Source organism: Litoribacillus peritrichatus (assembly GCF_039537985.1).
Taxonomy (GTDB): domain Bacteria; phylum Pseudomonadota; class Gammaproteobacteria; order Pseudomonadales; family Litoribrevibacteraceae; genus Litoribacillus; species Litoribacillus peritrichatus.
The window spans coordinates 590,398-614,202 of the sequence record NZ_BAABBN010000012.1 but is presented as its reverse complement, the minus strand read 5'-3'; the positions used below and the strand labels follow the sequence as shown (position 1 = coordinate 614,202).

Genomic DNA, 23,805 nt, shown 5'->3' with positions numbered 1-23,805 from the left:
TATTGCTGTTGTGTCCGGTATTAGTGTTATTACCGTTGCATAGTCAGGCGCAGGACTGGACGTCTGCCCAACAAACATTGAAAGATCGAAGCTACTTTGAGGTGAGCATGTACCGGGTCACTTCGTCTCAGGGGGAACAAGATTTTCGGGACGGCCTGGCGTCAGACGGCTTTGCGGTGAATGTGGAAGAATACGACGTTGACCGATCCGGCTATCAGTTTGTCTTGGGCTATCGATATCTGGATTGGTCCTTTCTGGAAGTTGGCTACCTGGATTTAGGCAGCGTGGATGTGAATTTCTCAACGTTGGCGGCCAGTGCGTCGGACCTTGAAAAATCGCTGAATAAGCATTATCCGGTGACAGGACAAGGCCTGACGTTAGGCAATCGTTTTCAGGCGGAACCCGCTCCGGGAATAACTGTGTTTGGTGAAGCCGGTTTGTTTTTTTGGAAACAAGACATTGATATCAGTGGTGCCAATATTGAAGGCGATGATGACAACGAGACCGATGTGTTTGTGGGGTTTGGCGCCGGTTATCAGCTGGATGAGCACCTGAGCCTCAGTTTGAAACTGCGTCGTATTTTGGTTGAGGACCAGGATATTGACCTTCTGGGTGTGGGTCTTGGAGTTCGTTTTTGATGGTGTGGAAAAAGACAGCCTTTTTATCGGTCACGCTGGCCAGTTGTTTATGTTTTAACTCGGGGTTAAATGCGCAGAGTTTTTCTTCGCAGAACTCTGACTTAAAGAACATTAACTTAAAGAGCTTTCAGTTAAAGAATAGTAATTCAATGAAAGCCATATTGACTGAAATTGAAACGCTCGAAAGCAAAAGTGACCCGAAGTGTTATGCAACAGCGTCCCGGTTAGAAGATTTTATTTATGGTACACCATTAACGGATCAAGCCCGCTTCGCAAAAAACGTGCTTCAAAAGAAGTGGGCGATGAAGGTGTGGCTAAAAGCATCCGAACTTGCTGAAAAAAGTGGTGAATCTCAAATCTCGGTAAGTTATGTTAAAACTGTTATATCGTCCATGTTTACTTACCAGCTGAACGAGGAAGGTCACTGGACTATAACGTTTTTGAATGAGGGCTCGTCTGTCTATGATAAAAAAATAATCAGTAAAAATGACAAGCGACAATATGGCAGTATTGCATATTCTTTACGTGCCATTCTGGCCGTTCAGCAAGAAAGCTTGATGGATGCTGAGCTTTCTCTTCTTCCATTAACACAACCCGCGATAAACGCACTCAATGAATCTCTGGATCTTTATACATTAGCGGCATTAAGTTCCGCAGATCAAAAGGCAAGAATAAGCAGTCAACATGAATTAACTAAAGTCATGTTATTAGAAGTTTGGGCCTCCTTGGACTCTGGAACGATACCGGAAAAGAAAGTTGCTTCGGCTAAAGCGCCAAAGTCTCCTGTTTCTTTGGACTTGCTGCGTAATATCATTGACCAAAAAGTACGCTCGTTTGAAAAATATAATGATGTGAATAACCAGATTTTTGTTCGTAATTTGCAAGTCTATTTTGCTCGGAACAGTTGGCCAAAAGACCCAAATGAAGCGAAATTGTTTAAACAGCAATTTACAGAGACATTGATTCTGTTTACTGCCGATTTATACAAAGGTGCAGAGCAACTTGCACTGGCGAATGGCCATAATACGATCAAAGAGTCTGATGTAAAACAGTACCTTAATTTATTCATTCCTCATGAAATGAATGCTTACGAAGATGCTCTGTTCTTTCCTAAGTTGCCGAAAAAGCAACAGGTCTTTATTGAGTCGTATGACTTCGACTCTTTCCGGGATAGCGGTATTCACTGGAGCTATTTGAGGTATGCCTTACTGGCCCCTGATTTTAAAGCGTTTTTGGAACCAGACCCGTTTGCGGTTGAACTATTGGCTGAAAATGTTGCTCAATTCGGCGTCTTACTGCTGCGTGTAACAGGTCAAATGGGCAAAGACGCTGGAGAGAAAAGAATTAAGACGGCTCACTTTGAGAAGGCAACTCGTTCCATTCAAAACAGAATTAATCAGCATGCTTTAGTCAAAGATAATAAAACGAAAGTCGATCCGGGGATTGTTTCTGCCAACAACACTACTGAGAACGATGCTGCTTCGGTGACGGCTCTTTTTACTGATGCAACATCAAAGTTAAATATTGATATGACGCATCATTCATCCGATTGGTTGAATCGCTTATTACGCAGTTATCTTCGAAAGGATGAGCAAACAGGCATTATTACGATTCCGCCAGCATTTGGAGGTTCGGGCATTGCTTCTGATGATATTAACAACGACGGGCTTGCTGATTTGTTGATTTTAAGTGGTTCGGGGAACCGGCTTTATATCAACAGGAAAGATCATTTTGAGGACGTCACAGAGAAGTCCGGTTTGACGTGGTTACGCGAGCAAGATAAGCGGCCGGGCGAACCTCGGCAACCCTTGATCGCAGACATTAATAACGATGGTTTACAGGACATCATCATTACCTATGTTGATGATACTCACCGAGTCTATAAAAACACAGGTAATGGAACCTTCGTAGATGTTACCGAACAAAGTGGCTTGGGTGGCGATAACCTAGTCGCCGGGCCGGCCACTGTGTTTGATTATGATAATGATGGTTTGCTCGATATTTATATCTCTTACTTCGGCGATTACATTCATGGCGTTTTACCTACCTTAAAACGAAGAAATAATAATGGGTTACCAAATAAACTATTCCGAAACTTAGGCGATTTTAAGTTCCAGGATGTGACCGAGGGTAGCGGTTTGGCGGACACCGGTTGGGGGCAGGCGGTGGCTCATACCGATTTTGATTCAGACGGCCGACAAGATCTTATTGTCGGGAATGATTTTGGCGTCAATGGCTACTATCGTAATTTAGGGGATGGCAAATTTATCAACGTCGCCCGTGACATTGGAACCGACAAACCTTCTTATACGATGGGTATTGGGATTACGGATTTAAACGATGACTTAGTGCCGGATATCTATATTTCCAATATTGTCACGATGAACAAAGATCAAAAATACGTTCTGCCCAATGAAGAAACGACCATGGCGTTTGACCCACAAAAACTGGCCAATATGCGAGTGATTGAAGCCAATGATCTGTTTGTTTCGAGTCAGGATGATCAAGGGCATTCTAGCTATTATGCAAGTCAGGCGGTGACTCGGGGCCGGTCATCAACAGGATGGGCGTGGGATGCGGACTTTTTTGATTTTGATAATGACGGGGACGATGATCTGTATGTGTTGAATGGTATGAATGAATACAATTTATACAGTAATGAAAACCCCTACTATCGAGACCCAATTAATAATAAAAAGCTGGATGCCTACATCCCGGTTTCAGAAAAAGAAAGCAATGTTTTCTTCATTAATGAAGGGGGAAAACTACAGAACCGATCCGAGCAAAGTGGCGCAAACCTCTTGTCTAATTCCAGAAGTGCGACTTATTTGGATTACGACCAGGATGGTGACCTGGACATGTTTTTGAATAACTATCATGGGCCCGTAGTGGCTTTTCAAAACAACAGCGAGCAATTCAATAACAATTGGTTGAACGTAAAGTTAACCGGCTCTCCTAAGGATGGCATTAACCGTGATGCCATTGGTGCAAAAATTATTGCGGAACTGGATAACGGAGAACGCGTATGGCGAGAAGTTCATGGGTCCAGTGGGTATATGTCTGTTCATCCTAAGACTCAGCATCTGGGGTTAGGTAAAGCGGATAGCGCGGTGTTAACGGTTATTTGGCCGAACGGTAAACGTTCAGACATTGGCCGGGTTAATGCCCAGCAGCTGATAACCGTTGATTACAGTGCGTTGAATTAGTGCATTGAATTATACCTGCATGGCCGTTATTGGTTGTGTTGGTTAACAATAACAACAAAGAAGAGCAGGATTTGTGATACAGCTATTTTTTAGATGCGCGAAGGCTGATCATTCCGCATCAAATTGTTCAGCAGCTAACTATTCAGGGATCAAACCCTGGGTCGTAGCTGCGTGTGTTACTGCTCTGTTGTTCACTGGCAGCCATTGTTATGCATTTGCTGTTCAGTCATTGGAATCGCCACCAGCATCTAACGTTTCAATGGCTGATCTTCAGACTTGGCGAAATGCGTTTGAAGCTAAACGAACCTTGATGTCAGATCTGCTTGAGGGGGAGTCTTTAACTGAATCAAGGCACTTTGTGAATGGTTTGATTCTGGAGAATTCGCCTTATCTGTTGAAGCACGCTATCAACCCCATTAACTGGCAGTCATGGTCTGAGCAAGTGTTTATTCAGGCCAAAGAGCAAAAGAAGCTGGTGTTTTTGTCGATTGGTTACTCCAGTTGTCACTGGTGTGGCGTAATGGAGAAGGAGAGCTTCAATGACGTGGGTATCGCCAAGTTACTGGCCGCTGATTACATTGCAGTGAAGGTAGACCGGGAAGAAATGCCGGATGTTGATAATTATTACACATCGGTGTTGCAAGAGGTTTTGGGTACGTCAGGTTGGCCTATTACGGTGGTGTTAAACGCCAGCGGTGATCCGTTTTTTGCAGCTTCATATATTCCAAAAAACAAACTCTCAACATTACTGCCAAGGTTGTCTCGTTTGTCGAAAACGAATGCTGAACTTATGAATACGAATGCAAAGCAGCTGACGACATTAGTAAATAAGCGATATTCGGCGATTCAATCCGTGGCCTGGAATCCTCAAATACTGAATGAAACAGTCAGTGCATTAAAAAAGCGGCTGGACCCGGACTTAGGAGGATATCAGGGTGCTCCCAAGTTTCCTACGGAAGCCATGCTTTTGTTTTCTTTAGAACGTCTATCGCATGAATATGATGAGGAGCTTGCGGCTTTGGTCAGGCTACAGCTCTTTAATATGATGTCCAAAGCCATGTATGACCATGTTAATGGTGGATTTCACCGTTATGTGACAGACGATCAATGGTTGTTACCTCACTTCGAAAAAATGCTCTATAACCAGGCTCAGTTGCTAATGGTGTATAGCAAGGCGTATCAGTTATTTGCTGATCCTCTTTACTTGGCGGTGATAAATGACTTACTCCGGTTCAGTTCCGAAAGTTTATACAGCAGTGGGGAGGGGTTTTATACGTCCGTCAGTGCTGTTTATGAAGCCGAGGACGGTGGTTTTTATACATGGCAACCTTCCGAACTGAAATCTCTACTGAAAGGGGCCGGAAAGCATGATTTTGTTCAAACTTATGCTCTTTCTGAGTCTGATTTAGTGGGGGTCTATTTTTCAAAACCATTTGACCAAAATTATTCAGATATACGCCGTTTATTAAAGCAACGTCAGTTGCAACAGCGTGTTCCTGATATTGATAAGAAAGTCATAACGGCTTGGAACGGCCTTATGATTAAAGGATTGGCTGATGCTTTTTCGGTGACTGGTAACCAAGAACTAAAGGTGCTGGCGGTTTCAACTGCTGACACTATCTGGCGAAATCACTTTGATGCAGAGAATAATCGATTAATTCGGTCTTCTTTCAAGGGGAGACCGAACCGGGCTGGTCAACTCTCAGATTACGCTTATTTAGCGAATGGGTTTCTGAAGGTGCATGAAATTACGGAAGATGAAGTCTGGTTAAAAAAAGCACAAAAACTTGTTGATATTGTCAGTAGGTACTTTACTGCTGAAGACGGTTCATTTTATTCGACGGACATTCGACAGCTGGATGATTGGCGAATTGGAGCTAAGGTTTCAGGCGCAGAGAAAGTAAAGGCACCTGAGCAATTAAATGGCCTGCAAAGACGCCAGTATTTTCGGGATGGTGAGTTACTGGCAAGTAATACTGTGATGTTGGAGGTTTTCCACAAACTGTGGTTGAGAACAGGGGATGGGCAGGTAGGTAAGGTGCTGGTCAACACAGAAAAAGCCATTAAAAGCCGTTTTGATCATAGTCCACTTGATAATCTTTATGCCGGTAAGGTGCTGACAGAAATTAACTCCGGTGCGACTTCACATCAACAGTATTTTGCAATGGGAAATGGGTACGTGGAGTTTCGTTATCAAAGGGCCAGTTGTGATTCGATCACTGACTTGGAGTTAACGATGAAGCTGAAAAAAGGGTGGCACATTAATTCCACCACTCCAAATAATAAGTATTTGATACCGACTCGGTTAACCGCTGAGTCCGGACTGATCAATGTGGATTATCCTAAAGAGACGGTGAGTAATTTGACGTTTTCAAAACAAGCACTTCGTTTATATCAAGGTCAATTTAAGATCGGCGCTCAAGCTCACACCAGTGCTTTAAATAAGTTAAAGCTGAATTTACAAGTGTGTGGTGATAAGCAATGTCTCGCTCCGCAAACTATTAATTTTATGCTTGCTCAATGTCAGTCATGAAGTCTTAGTACAGAGAACACGTTGAGGAAGATTTACTTGAATGTAATAGCCTGTAATTGAACTTTTGGGTAATGCGAAAAATACTTAAAAGTTTACATTGAATGGCTCGGTGAAATAAAAAAATCAAAGAGAATGAATGGTTATGGCTATCGTATTTCATTATTTAGTGAACTCGGCTTTTAGAGCGTTTACTGGTGTTCTTTTGGTTGTAAGTCTGTTGTTTTCATCCAGCAGTATCGCTGCAACGGTGAGTGGCGGTTCGGATGGAATCACTGTTTTACAGTTGCCCGAAAGTTATTCCAGTGTGCAATTAAATAGTGACGATGGCACCCAGCTCAACAGTGAAAATGGCATTTTTGAAACGGCTGAGGGGTTTGATGATGGCTATTATACCTACAAAATTTTATCTGAAGTAGCGGTGAAGCCGTCTTCACGAATGAATGCTCAGACGCTTAATAACGGTCGTGATGCCAACGTGAAACCTGCGTCCACCTACATGAAAGTCATCGAATCAAAGCGATTTTTAATTCAGGATGGCCAAGTGGTAAACCCTGACCTGGCAGAGGAATACTAAGTATGAACATGGCGTTTAAAAAGTTAATTGTTGTATCTGGTTTAGGTTTGAGTTTGGCTGCCGTTTCTGATCAACAAATTCAAGATGACTTGGTGGTGGTTGGTAGTATATGTTCCGGGTTTGATTGTGCTATCGGCGAAACTTTTGGTTTTGATACGATCCGTCTAAAAGAAAATAATCTGCGAATCCGGTTCATAGATACCAGCTCCAGCAGTAGTTTCCCAACCATAGATTGGCAAATTACCGTTAATGATTCTGTTAATGGTGGGCTCAATAAATTTAGTATTGAAGAACTTGATGCAGGGACGGTACCCTTTACTATTCTCCAAAGTGCGCCGAATCATAGTATTTATGTTACAGGGGCAGGCAATGTTGGCTTTGGTACTTCAACGCCATTAGTGGAACTTCATACACAAGATGGCAACAGCCCAGCGCTTAGATTACATCAAGATGGTTCAGGGGGGTTTGCTGAACAAATCTGGGACGTATCGGGAAATGAGTCTAATTTCTTTGTTCGTGATGTTACAAACAACGGAGCGCTCCCTCTAAGAATTTCTGCCGGAGCTCCTAATGCCAGTATTCATGTTGCCTCAGATGGTGATGTAGGCTTTGAAACCACGACACCGGATGGTTTGTTTGATATTGCCCACCCTTCAAACTCTAACAATCATGCGTTAATTGTTAGTCCGCTCGGGTATCTTGGGGTGAATATTGATAATGGCTTTTTGCCAAGTGCGCTTTTTGATATTCATAATCTCGGTACTTCCGTTTTTAACGTGAATGCTTCAGGGGCTGTTACAACTGTAAGCACTGTAACAGCAACAGGGGATATCTGTACTAATTCAACCAGTCCTTCAACTTGTTTAGGGACTGCGGGTGGGACGCTCGCTGCTCTTGATTTGGGTTCATGGACAATTAAAGAAAACGCTGGAACGAATTACCTGGAGTTCGCTTATAACAATGATGTTCAATTTACTGTACGGCAGGACGGGTTTATCAGGGCACAGGAAAAAGTGTGCGGTAAAAAGAGTGACGGTACGGAGCAGTGTCATTTTGCCTCATCCAGAGCTTTGAAAGACATCAAAGAAGCCGTTAATGGTACAGAAGTGCTGGAGAAACTAAGTAAGCTGGAAATGACGCGCTGGCGCTATAAGTCCGATGCTGACCAATCCATAGAGCATATGGGCGTGATGTCCGAAGATTTTCATGAGGCCTTTGGCCTAAATGGCAATACCACCGATAAAATTGCGATGGTTGATGCGGTTGGGGTATCCATGGCGTCGATTCAGGAATTAAATAAGCAATTGAAAGAAAAAGACAGCGAAATTGAAGCAATTCATCGGGAATTAAGTTCTCTGAAAAAAGTATTGAAAGAGCTTAAAGCGCTAATGCCACTTAATTAGTGGTTGTTTATTCATTGCTCTTTTTTTTGGAAGGACACCTTACTTATGCTGTCAGTTATTTCCGAGTACTTTGATGTTAACGAGCGTCGTCATAAGTCGAAATGCCCGATGCTTTCGTTAAAATTAGGGATTGTTTTTTTTCTGTTCTGCTTTTCCTTAACCGGTGTTGCTTCGCAACCTTCTATTCAGTCTGTCACTGGGCCAGCTGCAGGTTATTACGACAACAATGACAACCTTGAATTTGTGGTGTCTTTTTCAGGTGCGATTCAGGTTGATTCGGACGCATCACTTCAGCTTGATGTGAGTGGCGAGGAAGAGGCAGGTGATCATGGGTTCTTAGTTCTTGCACTGGATTCAGGCAACGCTTATGCACAATTCCAGCGCATCAGTGGAACCGATGTTATTTTTTCCTATACGCCTACACATCAGGACTTTGACTTAGATGGTGTCGCATTAGCAGGTTTTCAGGACTTCAAGGTAACCAACGGGGCTGGCCAAGCCGCTAATTTAAACCTTGAAGATGTGAATCCGTTACCAGCAATAAAGATTGTTCACGGTAATACAGCGAATTTACCTCCCGAGGGCAACTACCAGCCAGGGGATAAGCTGGTTTATACACTCCGGTGGGGAAGAGTGACCAGTATTGCAATGGCGGGCGGAGCACCACAACTGGCGATAGAAATAGGCAATAACGAGTATTTACTGGAGGCTGAATCGTCTAACCAAGGTGAAATACGGTTTACACATATCCTGACTGAGTCTGATGATGTTTCTAACGGCATCACTGTGGGCAATTTAAACCTAAATAATACGATCTTCATTGGTACATTAGACGGCCGAAATGACTACAGCTCAGGGAGCCATGAACTCACTGTCAGTAACACCTCTTTTGTTAACAATGGCTTAATTAAGGTGACAGCATTAGGTAATGATGCCTCTGAAGTTCTGGTCGGAAGATCAGCGGTACCAAAGGTAACTCATGTGGATGTGCCTGCCAGTGGCGACTATCTGATTGGAAATACACTTTCCTTCACAGTGCATTTTGATCAGAAAGTTTTGAGCACCAATACAGACAATACAGAATTGAATATTTCTTTGGATAACGGGCGAGAGGTTAAAGCCAGCTATGTTTCTGATTCTGGTGAGCAAACACATTGGCAGTTTGATTATGTGATCACGCCGCTAGATAAGGCCGCAAACGGTATTGCGTTGATGAATATGACATCCAGCGGCCAATATTATGATGAAGGCGCTAATTTTGCTTTTTCAAATTGGCAGGATCTGAATTTGCAGAATATTGCCGATAGCAGTGGCATTTCTTTAAATATGGCCAACACAGCGAGTATTGTCAGGGTTACCGTTCCCTATGCCAAGACTTACGTTGCTGGTGATTCTTTAAACATCACCCTGCATTACAGCCAGGATGTTGTTGTAGACGGCACACCGTTACTTTATCTGACCATCGGAGGTACACAGGTGGTTGCTGAATATGTCAGTGGCAGTGGCACGTCCGCGTTAATCTTTAACTATGTATTGGCGCCAGGGTTAGAAAATTTTAAAGGCATATCGGTGGATGAACTTGTGCTTAATGGCGCAACCGTACTCTCATCTACAGGTGTTGCTGCCGATGAACAATTAACCAACCTGGATGATCAGCCGCCGGTCTTTGCTCAACCGCAAGATTTGGAAATAAATGCCACAGGTTTATTGACCTCGGTTTCAGATCTGGTTGTTCCTACGGCACATGATGCATTGGATGGTGATGTAGAAGTGCACTTAGATAGTTCTATCGAGTCTCATTTAATGCCTGGTCACCATGAGTTAATTTGGTATGCCGTGGATGCAGCGGGTAACCGAAGTGAAGCTCGCCAATCCTTGTCTATTCATCCGCTTATCTCGATTAGCCCGGACCAAACTCAGGCAGAAGGCGCTGAAAGTCGGGTTCAGGTTATTCTTAATGGTGAGCCGCCGGAATACCCATTAACCGTATCCTTTGGAGTGTCGGGTAATGCAACGGGGCCGGGCGTTGAAGATGAAGATCATACGCTGAGTTCGGGCAGCATTACTTTTGTAGAAAGTGATTTTGAAGAGAACGATTTTGAACAAAGCGATTCTGAGCCGAATGGTTCTGAACAAAGGATGTTCTCTAAAGACATTACCTTTGTTATACATGAGGATACTCGTTCCGAAGGCAATGAAACCATCGAAGTTAATCTGATCGGTTCCGGTAACTTTGGCAATAAGACCAGTCACATCACGACGATCACTGAAAGTAATGTAGCGCCGAGCATTACATTGAAGGTGAGTCAGAATGATTCCAACGTACTAATCATTGAGCAGGGTTCAGGTTTGGTGGACTTCACCGCAATGGTCAGTGATTCCAATCTGAACGATCAGCATACCTTAGAGTGGGAATTCTCCAACGGTGTTACGCCGATTGTTGTTAATGAATTACAGCGTCAGATTGAGCCATCCGGCATAGTACCGGGTACTTACTCTGTAACTGTGGCTGTCAATGATAATGGCTCGCCATCGCTCAGTAATGTAACCAGTCTGACCTATCGTATCGTTGATGAACTTCGAACACTGACGTCTCAGGACAGTGATGGCGATGGAATCTCAGATCTGGTGGAGGGCTTTGCTGACGATGATCAGGACGGCCAACCCAATTATCTCGACCCTGTTGCGATGGATAACGTGATCAGTGAAACATCCGAAGATGGACTAGCCTTCCTGATTGAATCCGACCCTGGCCTTAAGATGATGCTTGGCGAGCGGGCATTAGCCAATGGTGGATACGGTGCGCAACTAAATTTGGAACAGTTACCTGAGCGTTTGAAAATCTCGGCAGACAGCGTCACAAATGTCAGCGGGTATTTTGATTTTGTTGTGAATGGTCTGACTGAATCTGGTCAGAGCGTTAATGTGGTTCTGCCACAACGCGCGGCCATTCCGGCCGATGCGGTTTACCGTAAATTTGGTGACGGGGTGTGGTTTGACTTTGTGGAAGACGCTGGCAATGAAGTGATGTCGGCTCCCGGAAGTGAAGGCAGTTGTCCTTCTCCTCAGAGCAGCGCTTATCGTACAGGCCTGAATGAAGGTGATTGGTGCGTGCAACTGACCATTGAAGATGGTGGCCCTAATGATGCAGATGGTGTGGCGAATGGCCGTATTCATGATCCTGGCGGGGTAGGCACTACTGCCAGTGATAGTAACAATGTCAGCAATAGCGATAACACTGATACAAGTAAGAAAAGCAGCGGGGGAGCCATCGGGTTTATGTTGTTGCTGTTGTTAAGCCTGATGAATATTCGATGGGTTGCTTCTGTGTGTTCTGTTCCGCCTCTTGGTCGGCGTGATTAGAGTATTCCGGACTGTGAACTTAACTTCTAAATGGAATTGCAGCGTGAATGTTCGTATGAAGATAATGCTTAAAAGATGTTTGTCCGCACTGGTATTACTCGCAATCAGTTTAAGCAGTTTCAGTGTCTACGCTGCAACACCGACGTTCTCTGTGGCGTTTTCCCCGACCACAATGGGGCCTGGTACTGTCAGTACCATGACATATACCATCGACAATTCAGCCAATTCTGTGGGGGTCAGTGATCTGGCTTTCACTAATACTCTGCCAGCGGGAGTGACGATTGCGGCTGCGCCCGATGTTTTAAATACCTGTACTGATGGCACTTTTACGGCAACTGCGGGCAGTAGTACCATTACCTTCAGCGATTACCGGTTGGGCTTAGGCAGTACTTGTACCTTCAGGGTTAACGTTACCAGCAGTACTCCCGGTTCTCATGTCAACACCACCGGTACTTTATCGACCAGTGAGGGCAGTGTAGGAGCGGCGAGTGCTACGCTGACTGTTGATGCTGCCCGTCCCGGTTTTTCAATGGCCTTTTCACCGGCTACGATAGCCCCGGGTGGTACCAGCACTTTGACCTATACCATTGATAACAGTTTGAATGGCAGCAAGGCCGATCTTTTAACTTTTTCCCATACTTTACCCACCAATTTATTGGTTTCAGCAGACCCTAACATTGTAAACACCTGTAGTGGAGGCCTGGTTCCAACCCCTGTCATGACCGCTGCTCCGGAGACTGATTCGATACAACTGCAGTATGGTCATGTCGCGGCTGGCTCCACCTGTACCATCAGTGTGAATGTCAGCACAAACACAACGGGCAGTTACACCACCGAAACCGGCGATTTAAGCCAGAACGGTGCGAATCCCAGTGGGTCGGCAAGCAGTCAGTTGGGTGTGGAAAATTCCTTTCTGTTTGCTAACTTTCCGGCGTCTGCGTCACCGGGCAGCTCAATCACTCTGTCGTTTACTATCAATAACCTGGATCGATTAAATACGGCCAGCGACATTACATTCACGAATGATTTAAATGCCACACTCAGTGGATTAACGGCGACGGCGTTACCTGCCGATGGCTTTTGTGGAAGTGGATCAACCTTAACGGGGTCTTCTACTATTACAGTGGCAGGCGCAAACCTTGCTTCGGAGGCTTCATGCACCTTTGACGTGACGGTACTTGTTCCGGCAAATGCCGCAGCGGGGACTTACACTAATACCACCAGTTCAGTAAACCTGACGCTGGATTCTGCGACGACTAAACCCGCAATCAGCAATAATTTGGTGATTAAAAAGGCGCCCACCATCACTAACCTATTTATTGATGACCCTGTCAGTGCTTCAGAAGATTTCACGCAACGGTTTGTGATCACCAATACCGATCCAGATAACGCTGCCAGCAGCATTGCCTTAACTCAAAAGATTGATGACTCTCTGGCCGGGACAGTGATTAAAACGCTGCCAGTGGCTAACTCTTGTGGCTCTGGCTCAACATTTACCAGCACAAATGATGGCACTCATACGTTTTTGAACATCAGTGGGGCCAATCTGGCAGCTGGTGCTAATTGTACCTTTGATGTGATTATGACCGCACAGGCGGGTGTAACGCCTGGCAGTTACGCGTTTACCACAAGTATTCCTTCAGCAACAGTATCCGGTGCTACTGTTTATGGTCTAGCGGCTTCTGATACTCTGGTAGTGGTGGCGGCTCCGGCCTTGCAACTTTCCATCAACGAAGAATCGACTACACCAGATTCAACCGTTACGACCGATTTCACTCTCACTTACAGTGCTAACGCGACGGCAGATGCCACTGGCGTGGGTTTTACTGTGGACTTGCCTGCGGCTTTAACCGGCATGACGGCAACGCCCTCTTCACAAAATGACATTTGCGGCAGTGGCTCAAGTTTTACGGATAATGGTTCGTCTCTATTTACTTTAAGTAGTGCGACTCTGTCACCGGGGGATAGTTGTACGTTTTCTATCACTATGTCAGTACCAGCCGGTGCCGCGCCTGGGACTGCCACATTAACCAGCTCTACTGTTACAGCCACAACTTCCGCGAAGTCCGTTTCTTCAGCCACAGCAAGCGATACATTGGTGATCAGTGGATTGGCTCTGAGCAAAACCTTTGTGACTAACCCTGTTTTACCCGGAGACACGACCATACTCCGGTATACCATCACCAATGCCGCTACGGCCTTGGCCGCAACCAGCATGCAGTTCTCTGATAATCTGGCGTCGGTCATTACTTCTTTGGCAGCGACTTCGTTGCCAACCACCCCCTGTGGTGCGAGTTCTGCTATGAGTGGAACGGCTAATTTGAGTTTCTCCGGTGGCGAACTGCTCCCGGGCGAAAGCTGTACCTTTGATGTGACAGTGACGGTACCCGTTGCTGCGAGTGAAGGTAACTACATCAGTGTCAGCAGCTCGATGTCGGCGACGGTGAACAGCAGCAACACCACAACAGATGCAGCGAGCGCTACTTTGGTGGTGGATCAGTTAGGAGTGGTTTTGTCTTCGACTGCATCCACACCCACCAGTACTTCCCCCATTCCGGTGAGTATTTTCTTCAGCCGGCCGGTGGTGAATTTTGTGGTGGGTGATATCACTGTGGGTAATGGCTCTGCCTCAAACTTCAGCGGCAGCGGAGATACTTATACAGTGGATATTACTCCTTCTGCGGATGGGAATGTGACTGTGGATGTGGCTGCCAATGTGGCGGATGACTCTGTGAATGGTTTGGTGAAAAATACCGCCGCTACGCAATTGCTGCGGGAATATACAGCAACCCCGGCAACGGTGACTCCAAGTTTGGTGATTTCTTCTCCGAGTACCAGTGCAACCAACACCGGCCCCGTCACTTATACAGTTACTTATTCCGACTCTGAGACGGTAAACCTCACTGATTCGGATATTACGCTCAATAACACTGGCACAAATGCCACAGTCACTGTAACAAACGGGGATACCAGTACGCCAACGGTGACACTCAGTAATATCAGTGGTGATGGTACGTTAGGTTTTAGTATTGCTGCGGGGAGTGCTAGAAACGGAACTGAAACAGCGCCTTCAGCGGGGCCTGCAACCACCTTTAGCGTGGACAACACTCAGCCCTCTGTGGCGATAACGGACGTGGTGAATGACAATATCAATGCCGCTTTTGAAGCGACTATCACTTTCAGTGAAGACGTTACGGGCTTCGTGATTGGTGACATTTCGGCTTCTAATGCCACACTTTCAAGTTTCAGTGCTACCAGCGCTTCAGTGTATAAGGTAACTGTTACTCCAACAAATCAGGGCGCGGTGACCCTGAATGTGGCTTCATCTGTGGCTACAGATGCAACAGGAAATAGCAACACCGCAGCTCAGCACTCAGTGACTTATGATTCAATTGCTCCTTCATTGTCGATCAGTGCGGCGGCGACACCACAAAATGCGCCGTTTACTGCAACTATGACCTTCGGTGAAAATGTCACTGGTTTTGATGTTTCTGATATCAGCGCTGCAAACGCGTCTCTAAGTAACTTTGCAGCAACCAGTGGTTCCGTTTATACGGTGTTAGTAACGCCTACGGCTGATGGTTCGGTAACACTCGATATTGCGGCTAACACAGCTTTTGATGTGTCTGGTAACGGAAACGTTGCAGCGACTCAATACAGCGTTACCTATGATAATACCTCACCTACATTGACGATCACTGGTGGCTCAGCGGCTGCGAATGGTGTTTTCACTGCGACACTGACGTTTAGTGAAGCGGTTGATAACTTCATTATTACCGACATAACCGCTAATAATGGCAGCCTGAATAACTTTGTGGCTAACAGCAGCAGTGAATACAGTGTTGAGGTGACGCCAGCCCAAGAAGGAATAGTCACTCTGGATGTTTCTGCAGGCGTTGCTACCGACACGGCAGGAAATAGCAACAGTGCGGCCAGTCAATTCAGCAAAACCTTAACCCCTGTTATCAGCTTGACTGCCAGTACTAATACGGTGTCGGAGACAAACGGCAGTGTCACTTTGACGGCCACTTCAACTATGCCCGCAGGCGCGGATATAACCGTTAATCTGGTATACAGCGGTACGGCTACAAACGGTACGGACTACGTTGCGGGAGCAACCAGCATTCTTATTCCAGCAAGCCAGAGCCAAAGTACTACAGTGGTGACCATCACGTCGGATACGCTGGTGGAAACCAATGAAACTCTGATCATTGATATAGACACTATCGTAGGCGGCGCGACCAATAATGTACTGGAGGACGGTGTTCAGCAGCAAACGGTGACCATCACCGATGATGACAGTGTGGCTGTCACCTTAGCGGCCAGCTCCAGCTCGATTGCAGAAGCCTCGGGCATCAGCACTTTAACTGCTTCATTGGACAAAGTGACCTTTGAAGACGTGACGATCAATCTCGGTTATTCCGGCACAGCCACCAGCGGCAGTGACTATGTAGCGTCGACTGCTTCCATCACCATTACAGCGGGTCAAACCTCAGGTACGGCTACCGTGACAGCAACGTCGGATGCCTCCGTTGAAGTGGTTGAAACGATCGTGGTGGATATCACCGGCGTGAGTGGTGGCTCCGCCAGTGAAAGTGGTTCTCAACAGCAGACGGTGTCTATCATTGACGACGACAACGTCGCTGTCACTCTGGCTGCCAGTGCCAGTACTATTGCGGAAGCTGCGGGCTCCAGTACCTTAACAGCGACCTTGGATAAAGTGACCTTTGAAGAAGTGACGGTCACTCTCGGTTATACCGGTACTGCCAGCAGCGGCAGTGATTACACGGCTTCGGCTGGCGCCATTACGATTACCGCCGGGCAAACTTCGGGCACGGCAACTTTGACGGCGATCTCTGATACCTTGGTAGAAACCGGTGAATCCATTGTGATCGATATCACTGGAGTGAATGGTGGCTCCGCCAGTGAGAGTGGCTCTCAGCAGCAAACGGTGACCATCACAGATGACGACAGCATCGCCGTTACTTTAACGGCCAGTACCAGTTCAGTTACGGAAGCGGCGGGCACCAGCATCTTAACTGCGACCTTAGATAAAGTGAGCTTTGAAGATGTGACGGTTAGTTTAGGTTATACCGGTACTGCCAGCAGTGGCATTGATTACGCAACCCCGGCCACTTCCATTACCATTACGACAGGTCAAATCTCAGGTTCGGCCACTTTGACGGCAACGTCCGATACTTTGGTCGAAGCGAGCGAAACCGTCGTGGTTGATATCACTGGGGTGAGTGGCGGTTCTGCCAGTGAGAGCGGAACCCAGCAGCAAACGGTCATAATCACTGACGACGACAGCGCGCTCGTCACATTAACGGTTAGTGACAGTTCAATTGCTGAAGCTGCAGGCACCAGCACAATAATTGCTAACTTGGACAAAGTAACGTTCGAAGATGTGACTGTCAGCCTGGGGTATACCGGCACGGCAACCAGTGGCAGTGATTACGCAGTATCTGCAGGTTCCATAACTATTACTGCAGGCCAAACTTCAGGCTCAGTCATTCTGACCGCAACGTCGGACTCTTCTATAGAAACGGATGAAACTGTCATAGTCGATGTCACCGGGGTGAGTGGCGGCTCTGCCAGTGAAAGTGGCTCGCAACAAAAAACGGTGACCATCTTGGATGATGACACGGTAGCCGTCACATTAACAGCCAGCAGTAGCTCCATGGCAGAAGCGGCGGGCACCAGCACTTTAACGGCAACCTTGGATAAAATAACGATTGAAGATGTGGTTGTGAGTTTGAGTTATACTGGTACTGCAAGCAGCGGCACTGATTATGTGACCCCCGCAGGCTCGATTACCATTGCAGCAGGTCAAACCAGTGGCTCAGTCACTTTGACGGCGACTTCGGACACTGCTGTTGAAGCGGATGAGACCATTATTGCTGATATCTCAGGTGTAAGTGGTGGCTCTGCCAATGAAAACGGTACGCAACAGCAGACGGTGACCATTATTGATGACGACAGCACGGTTGTCTCGTTAACGGTAAGCGCCAGTACCATTGGCGAAACGGCAGGCTCCAGTACTTTGACAGTGACTCTGGATAAAGCCACGTTTGAACCGGTTGTCGTAAGTTTGGGCTATACCGGAACGGCTACTCATGGCAGTGATTACCTCACACAGGCCGACTCTATAACCATCGCCGCAGGTCAAACTACCAATACGATTGCCTTGATCACGACTTCGGATACCTTGGTAGAGGCGAATGAAACCATCATTGTTGACATCACCGGGGTAACTGGTGGTTTCGCCAGTGAAAATAATACCCAACAGCAAACCGTTACCATCACAGATGATGACAGTGCTGTCGTTACTTTGGCGGTCAGCACCAGCGCCATTGCGGAAGCGGCGGGCACCAGCACTTTAACAGCGACCCTAGATAAAGCAACGTTCGAAGATGTGACGGTCAGCCTGGGCTATACCGGCACGGCAACAAGTGGCAGCGATTATGCGACGCCAGCCGGGGCCATTACCATCAGTGCAGGCCAAACCACAGGCTCTGCTACCTTAACGGCAATATCAGATCCCGCAATAGAAACGGATGAAACCATCATTGTGGATGTGACCGGGGTGAACGGCGGTTCCGCCAGTGAAAGTGGCCTGCAACAAAAAACGGTGACCATCTTGGATGATGACACGGTAGCCGTCACATTAACAGCCAGCAGTAGCTCCATAGCAGAAGCGTCTGGCTCAAGTATCTTAACTGCAACTTTGGATAAAGTAACAATTGAAGACGTGGTTGTGAGTTTGAGTTATACCGGTACTGCAAGCAGTGGCACTGATTACGTGACCCCCGCAGGCTCGATTACCATTGCAGCAGGTCAAACCAGTGGTTCGGTCACTTTGACGGCGCTGTCCGATTCTGATGTTGAAGCGGATGAGACCATCATCGCTGATATCTCAGGTGTAAGTGGTGGCTCTGCCAATGAAAGCGGTACGCAACAGCAGACGGTGACCATTATTGATGATGACAGCTCGGTTGTCTCGTTAACGGTAAGCGCCAGTACCATCGGTGAAACGGCAGGCTCCAGTACTTTGACAGCGTCTCTGGATAAAGCCACGTTTGAAGCGGTGGTTGTCAGTCTGGGCTATACCGGTACCGCAACCAACGGCAGTGATTATGTAACACCGGCAGACACCATAACCATTGTTGCCGGTCAAACGACCAGTACGGCTACTTTGGTGGCTACGTCGGACACCTTAGTCGAAGCGAATGAAACCATCATTGTTGACATCACTGGGGTAAATGGTGGTTTCGCCAGTGAAAATAATACCCAACAGCAAACCGTGACCATCACAGATGATGACACCGCAACCGTTACGTTGTTGGTAAGTAACAGTTCTATCGCGGAAGCGGGCACCAGTACCTTAACTGCGATCCTGAACAAGCCGACCTTTGAAGATGTTGTCATCAGTTTGGAATATGCCGGTACCGCCAGCGCCAGTGACTATACCAAGTCGGCAGATGCTATTACCGTCACGGCCGGTCAAACGACAGGTACCGTTACTTTGACTGCGGTTCAAGACAGCACTGAGGAAAGTGATGAAACCATCATTGTAGATATTTCAGGGGTCAGTGGTGGCTCTGTCAGTGAGCAGGGTACTCAGCAACAAACCGTGATCATTAGCAATGACGATAATGAGACAAGCAGCGATGTGGCGACCGTCGATGAAGACAACAGTATTCAAATTGACGTGTTAAGTAATGATCAGGGGCCAGGAGGTACGTTGAATCCGGCCAGTGTCAGCATCTATACTGCCGCAACGAACGGTGTCACCAGTATTAACACCGCCAATGGTTTTATTACCTACACGCCAACCTCTGACTATAACGGTGTCGATACCTTTGCTTATATTGTCAATGATTTGCAAGGGAATACGTCAGCGCCAACGACCGTGACAGTAACCGTGAACAACGTGAACGATGCGCCAGTGGCGGTGAATGATGCTGCAGCGGTCATCGAGGATAATTCGTTAACTGTCGATGTGTTGGCGAACGACCTGGATGTCGATGGTGCGAGTGATATCAACCTTCAGAGCTTAACGGTAACGATACAGCCGGAACATGGCCAGGCAAGTGTTGCAGATGGAAAAGTTATCTATACACCAGAAGCCAATTATAACGGCAGTGACATTTTCAGCTACAAAGTGGATGACAATGCCGGTCTGGAGTCGAATACTGCTATCGTAAGCATTAATGTATCGGGCGCCAACGATGCGCCTACGACACAAAGTGATACTGCTACCACCAACGAAGACACGGCGGTTACAATTTCAGTATTGCATAATGATACGGATGTGGACGGTCAACTGGTTGCAAGCAGCGTTACGACTGTAGCTCAACCATCGAATGGATTGGCGGAAGCTCAAACGGATGGCTCCATCATTTATACACCGAATGACAACTTCTTTGGTTCAGATACCTTCACATACACAGTGAAAGACGCTGAAAATGCGGTCTCGGCAGCAACTGAGGTTACGGTGACCGTACAGGGGGTCAATGATGCGCCTGTTGCCAGTGATGATATTGCTGTACTGCTCGAAGATACCAGCTTCGATATCAACGTTGCAGGCAATGACAATGATATTGATAGCGATTTGGATGCTTCCAGTTTGGTGATTGTCAGTATGCCTGCTCATGGCAGTGTCAGCCTGATTAACGGGCTGTTGCATTACACGCCAGTGGCAGATTTTGGCGGTAATGACAGCTTCAGTTATACCATCAGTGACATTGAAGGAAGTACTTCAAATGTGGCTACAGTTACCATTACCGTCGATGCGGTAAACGATTTACCAATTGCGAACAATGACAGCGCCGTTACGGAAGAGGATTCGTCGGTGACCATTGACTTATTAGCGAACGATCAGGACGTTGACGGCAGCTTAGATCCAGCCAGTATTGCATTGGCCCAATCTGAGAGTTTACCGCCGGAATCGGTGACCAGTCTGGCGCTTACTCAGCCGGACAATGGCTCCGTTACGATTGACACCAGTACGGGTGTGGCGACTTATACTCCGAATGCTGATTTTAACGGTGTAGATACTTTCCGTTACTCCGTGAGTGATAACGAAGGAGGGGTGTCGAACACAGCGACAGTGACGATACAGATCTCCAGCGTAAATGATACGCCGGTGATTTCTGGTACACCGTTGACCACTGTTTTGGAAGGCGGGGATTATCGTTTTACGCCTTTGATTTCGGATGTTGATAATGACTCACTGACCACTACGGCCAGTAATCTTCCTGGCTGGTTAACGCTTGATCCAAGCACAGGTGAATTGCAGGGTTCTCCTACGGTGGGGGATGCAGGTGTTTATGCTGATATTGTGGTGCAGGTCAGTGATGGCGAATTTAATGCGGAACTGGCTGCTTTCTCGATTGAGGTGGTCGGTGATAATGACACCGATGGCATCGCCAATCACGAAGATACTGACGACGATAACGACGGTATGAGTGATGAATTTGAGCTTGCGAATGGCTTTAACCCGTTTAATTCGGCTGATGCCGCAGAAGATGCTGATAATGATGGTTTGAGTAATCTTGAAGAAGCACTTCAATCGAGTAACCCGTTACTTGATGATCAGGCTCCGGTCATTGCGTCTCCTGAACCTTTGGAATTCAATGCCACTGGATTATTAACCCAAGTGTCCGGTTTTGACATCCCGACTGCGGTTGATGGCCTGGATGGTGAGGTGGCCGTCAATTTACTCGGCGAATCGTCTCTGAACTTAGCGCCGGGTCGACATCAATTAACCTGGTTTGCAACCGATGCCGCAGGTAACCGGGCAGAAGTTCAGCAACAAGTGGATGTCCATCCGTTGATCTCTCTCAGCAGTGGTCAGATTGTGGGAGAAGGATTCAGTGGTCGCATTGAAGTGATATTGAACGGTGCCGCGCCTGAGTATCCGGTGACTATTTCTTATGAGTTGGAAGGCAGTGCGAACTCAGAAGATCATAACCTGACGGCTGGCAGTGTGACTTTTGAAGAGGACGAACTTGCTGGTGGCATTCCGTTTGTGATTTCTCAGGATGACGTCACCGAAGGAATCGAGACGTTGGTAGTGGTACTGACGGGCGATGGTAATTTTGATGCTAACAACCGTCATACGTTGAGTATTGTGGAAGATAACGTAGCGCCACGTGTCGGATTGAGCCTGGTTCAGAATGGTTCAGATCGCCTGATCATCGAACAAGGTGGTGGGCTAGTGAGCTTTACTTCTACGGTGAATGATCCGAATCCGAACGATCAACACACCATAGAATGGGATTTCTCTGATGGTGTTACTCCAACGTTTGTAACGGATCTGCAGCGCCAGCTTAATCCTGCTGACTTAGCTCCAGGCATTTATAGCGTGACTTTAAGTGTGACGGACAACGGCACTCCTGCCATAACCAATGAAGTAAACCTCTCATACCGGGTTGTTGAAGCGCTCGCAGCGCTGAGTGAAACTCAAGACAGTGATAACGATGGCATCGCAGATATTGATGAGGGTTGGGCGGATGATGATCAGGATGGCCAACCGAATTATCTGGATGCAATCAGCCTGTCGAATGTGCTGAACAGTGCTCCGGAAGATGGATTTTCGTTCTTACTTGAAGCCGATCCTGGTGTGAAAATGGTCTTGGGGGAACGAGCTTTATCGAACGACGGACGAGGTGCCAAACTGGATACAGATGCACTTCCTGAAGAAATGGCACTGCCGGAAGATTCGTTTAATAACCTCAGTGGCTACTTTGACTTTGTGGTTAACGAGTTGCCTTTGATTGGGCAAAGTGTCAATGTCGTAATCGCACAGAGCGAGCCCATACCCGAGAATGCGATATACCGTAAGTTTGACGGTGTTTGGTTTACTTTTGTAGAAAATGCCAGTAACAGCGTTATGTCTGCGCCGGGTGAAGAAGGTCATTGCCCATCACCACAAGCAGAGGATTATCGTTCTGGATTGAACGAAGGCGATTGGTGTGTTCAGTTGACCATTGAGGACGGTGGCCCGAATGATGCGGACGGTCTGGCAAATGGCAGCATTAATGATCCGGGCGGCGTGGGCGTAAATGTTGCCGGAGGTGGTGAAACAGATCCGGGCACCACCCAAATACGAAGCAGCGGAAGTGGCGGCGGTAGTGTGGACTTAAGTTTGATTATGCTACTGTTGAGCTTGTTGGCATTTTATGGCACACGATGGAATCACAACATACGCCTGCGTCGGCCTTGGGAGTAAGTGTTCGTCGACACTGTTAGGTATTAATGGTGACGTCTTGATGATGGCGAAGTATTGATGATGGTGACGTATTGTTGTGAATGAATGGATTATTCAACGGACAGGCTTAATGGATGATTTAGTGAAAAACCAAGGTTTGGTGTTGTCTGTCTGTGGGAAGTTTCTGATCTTATGAACAATGAAATCGTTTGGCACGCACACACCGTTACCAAATCAGAACGAGCGGCACAAAAGCGTCAGAAGCCATGCCTGCTCTGGTTCACCGGATTGAGTTGTGCCGGTAAATCCACGATTGCCAACGGGTTGGATCAAGCACTGCATCGGCTTGGTTACCATACGTTTCTGCTGGACGGGGATAATGTCCGTCATGGTCTTAATAAAGATCTTGGCTTTAGTGATCAGGACCGGGTGGAGAATATTCGCAGAGTGGGTGAAACCTCTAAACTGTTTACAGATGCGGGTTTAATCGTGATGTCTGCTTTTATTTCGCCTTTCAAAAGTGATCGTCAACTCGTGAGAGCGCTGTTTCCGGAAAACGAATTTATTGAAGTCTATGTCAGTACGCCCCTGGCTGTATGCGAACGCCGTGACGCGAAAGGCTTATACAAAAAAGCCAGGGCGGGCGAAATTCAGAACTTCACTGGCATCGACTCAAAATACGAAATCCCTGATTCACCCGAAATCACCCTTGATACGGCCGATAACTCGGTGGCGCAATGTGTCGAGTACTTGCTTTCTTATCTCTCAAAGGAGGGCATGATTGCCCCTTCGGTGACAGGTAAGAAAGATCATCTGCACTTGGATGCAGAGCTTCAATGTTGAGTTTAAGCTGAACGTCAGTGCGCTTACTTT

At 46.9% G+C, this 23,805-nt stretch carries 8 protein-coding genes; all 8 read left to right on the top strand.

Annotated features, from left to right (window positions below; all coding sequences use genetic code 11):
- Window positions 1-638, top strand: a 638-nt coding sequence (locus tag ABD744_RS19320) for an outer membrane beta-barrel protein (protein ID WP_344800223.1), incomplete at its 5' end; no start/stop codon positions are given.
- A 149-nt stretch (window positions 639-787) separates the two neighbouring features.
- Window positions 788-3,844: a CRTAC1 family protein gene (locus tag ABD744_RS19315; protein ID WP_344800222.1), complete on the top strand. Its 3,057-nt coding sequence runs from the start codon at window positions 788-790 to the stop codon at window positions 3,842-3,844.
- A gap of 73 nt (window positions 3,845-3,917) precedes the next feature.
- Window positions 3,918-6,377 carry a thioredoxin domain-containing protein gene (locus tag ABD744_RS19310; protein ID WP_344800221.1) on the top strand — a complete coding sequence of 820 codons (2,460 nt, stop codon included), beginning with the start codon at window positions 3,918-3,920 and terminating at the stop codon, window positions 6,375-6,377.
- Between the two features lie 142 nt (window positions 6,378-6,519).
- Window positions 6,520-6,951, top strand: coding sequence for a hypothetical protein (locus tag ABD744_RS19305; RefSeq protein ID WP_344800220.1), 432 nt, complete (start codon window positions 6,520-6,522; stop codon window positions 6,949-6,951).
- A gap of 2 nt (window positions 6,952-6,953) precedes the next feature.
- The gene (locus tag ABD744_RS19300) at window positions 6,954-8,354 is read left to right on the top strand and encodes a tail fiber domain-containing protein (protein WP_344800219.1); all 1,401 of its coding nucleotides are present in this window, start codon (window positions 6,954-6,956) and stop codon (window positions 8,352-8,354) included.
- Window positions 8,355-8,399: 45 nt separating this feature from the next.
- Window positions 8,400-11,717, top strand: a complete 3,318-nt coding sequence (locus ABD744_RS19295; protein WP_344800218.1) for a choice-of-anchor U domain-containing protein — start codon at window positions 8,400-8,402, stop codon at window positions 11,715-11,717.
- A gap of 64 nt (window positions 11,718-11,781) precedes the next feature.
- Window positions 11,782-22,953 carry a beta strand repeat-containing protein gene (locus tag ABD744_RS19290; RefSeq protein WP_344800217.1) on the top strand — a complete coding sequence of 3,724 codons (11,172 nt, stop codon included), beginning with the start codon at window positions 11,782-11,784 and terminating at the stop codon, window positions 22,951-22,953.
- Window positions 22,954-23,124: 171 nt separating this feature from the next.
- On the top strand, window positions 23,125-23,775 hold the full coding sequence (gene cysC / locus ABD744_RS19285) for an adenylyl-sulfate kinase (protein WP_344800216.1): 651 nt from the start codon (window positions 23,125-23,127) through the stop codon (window positions 23,773-23,775).
- The last annotated feature ends 30 nt before the right edge of the window (window positions 23,776-23,805 follow it).

Excerpts from the sequence above, each read along its gene's own strand:
- ABD744_RS19315 (WP_344800222.1), top strand. The coding sequence starts at position 788 with ATGAAAGCCATATTGACTGAAATTGAAACGCTCGAAAGCAAAAGTGAC.
- ABD744_RS19305 (WP_344800220.1), top strand. The coding sequence starts at position 6,520 with ATGGCTATCGTATTTCATTATTTAGTGAACTCGGCTTTTAGAGCGTTT.
- ABD744_RS19300 (WP_344800219.1), top strand. The coding sequence starts at position 6,954 with ATGAACATGGCGTTTAAAAAGTTAATTGTTGTATCTGGTTTAGGTTTG.
- ABD744_RS19295 (WP_344800218.1), top strand. The coding sequence starts at position 8,400 with ATGCTGTCAGTTATTTCCGAGTACTTTGATGTTAACGAGCGTCGTCAT.
- ABD744_RS19290 (WP_344800217.1), top strand. The coding sequence starts at position 11,782 with ATGCTTAAAAGATGTTTGTCCGCACTGGTATTACTCGCAATCAGTTTA.
- cysC (WP_344800216.1), top strand. The coding sequence starts at position 23,125 with ATGAACAATGAAATCGTTTGGCACGCACACACCGTTACCAAATCAGAA.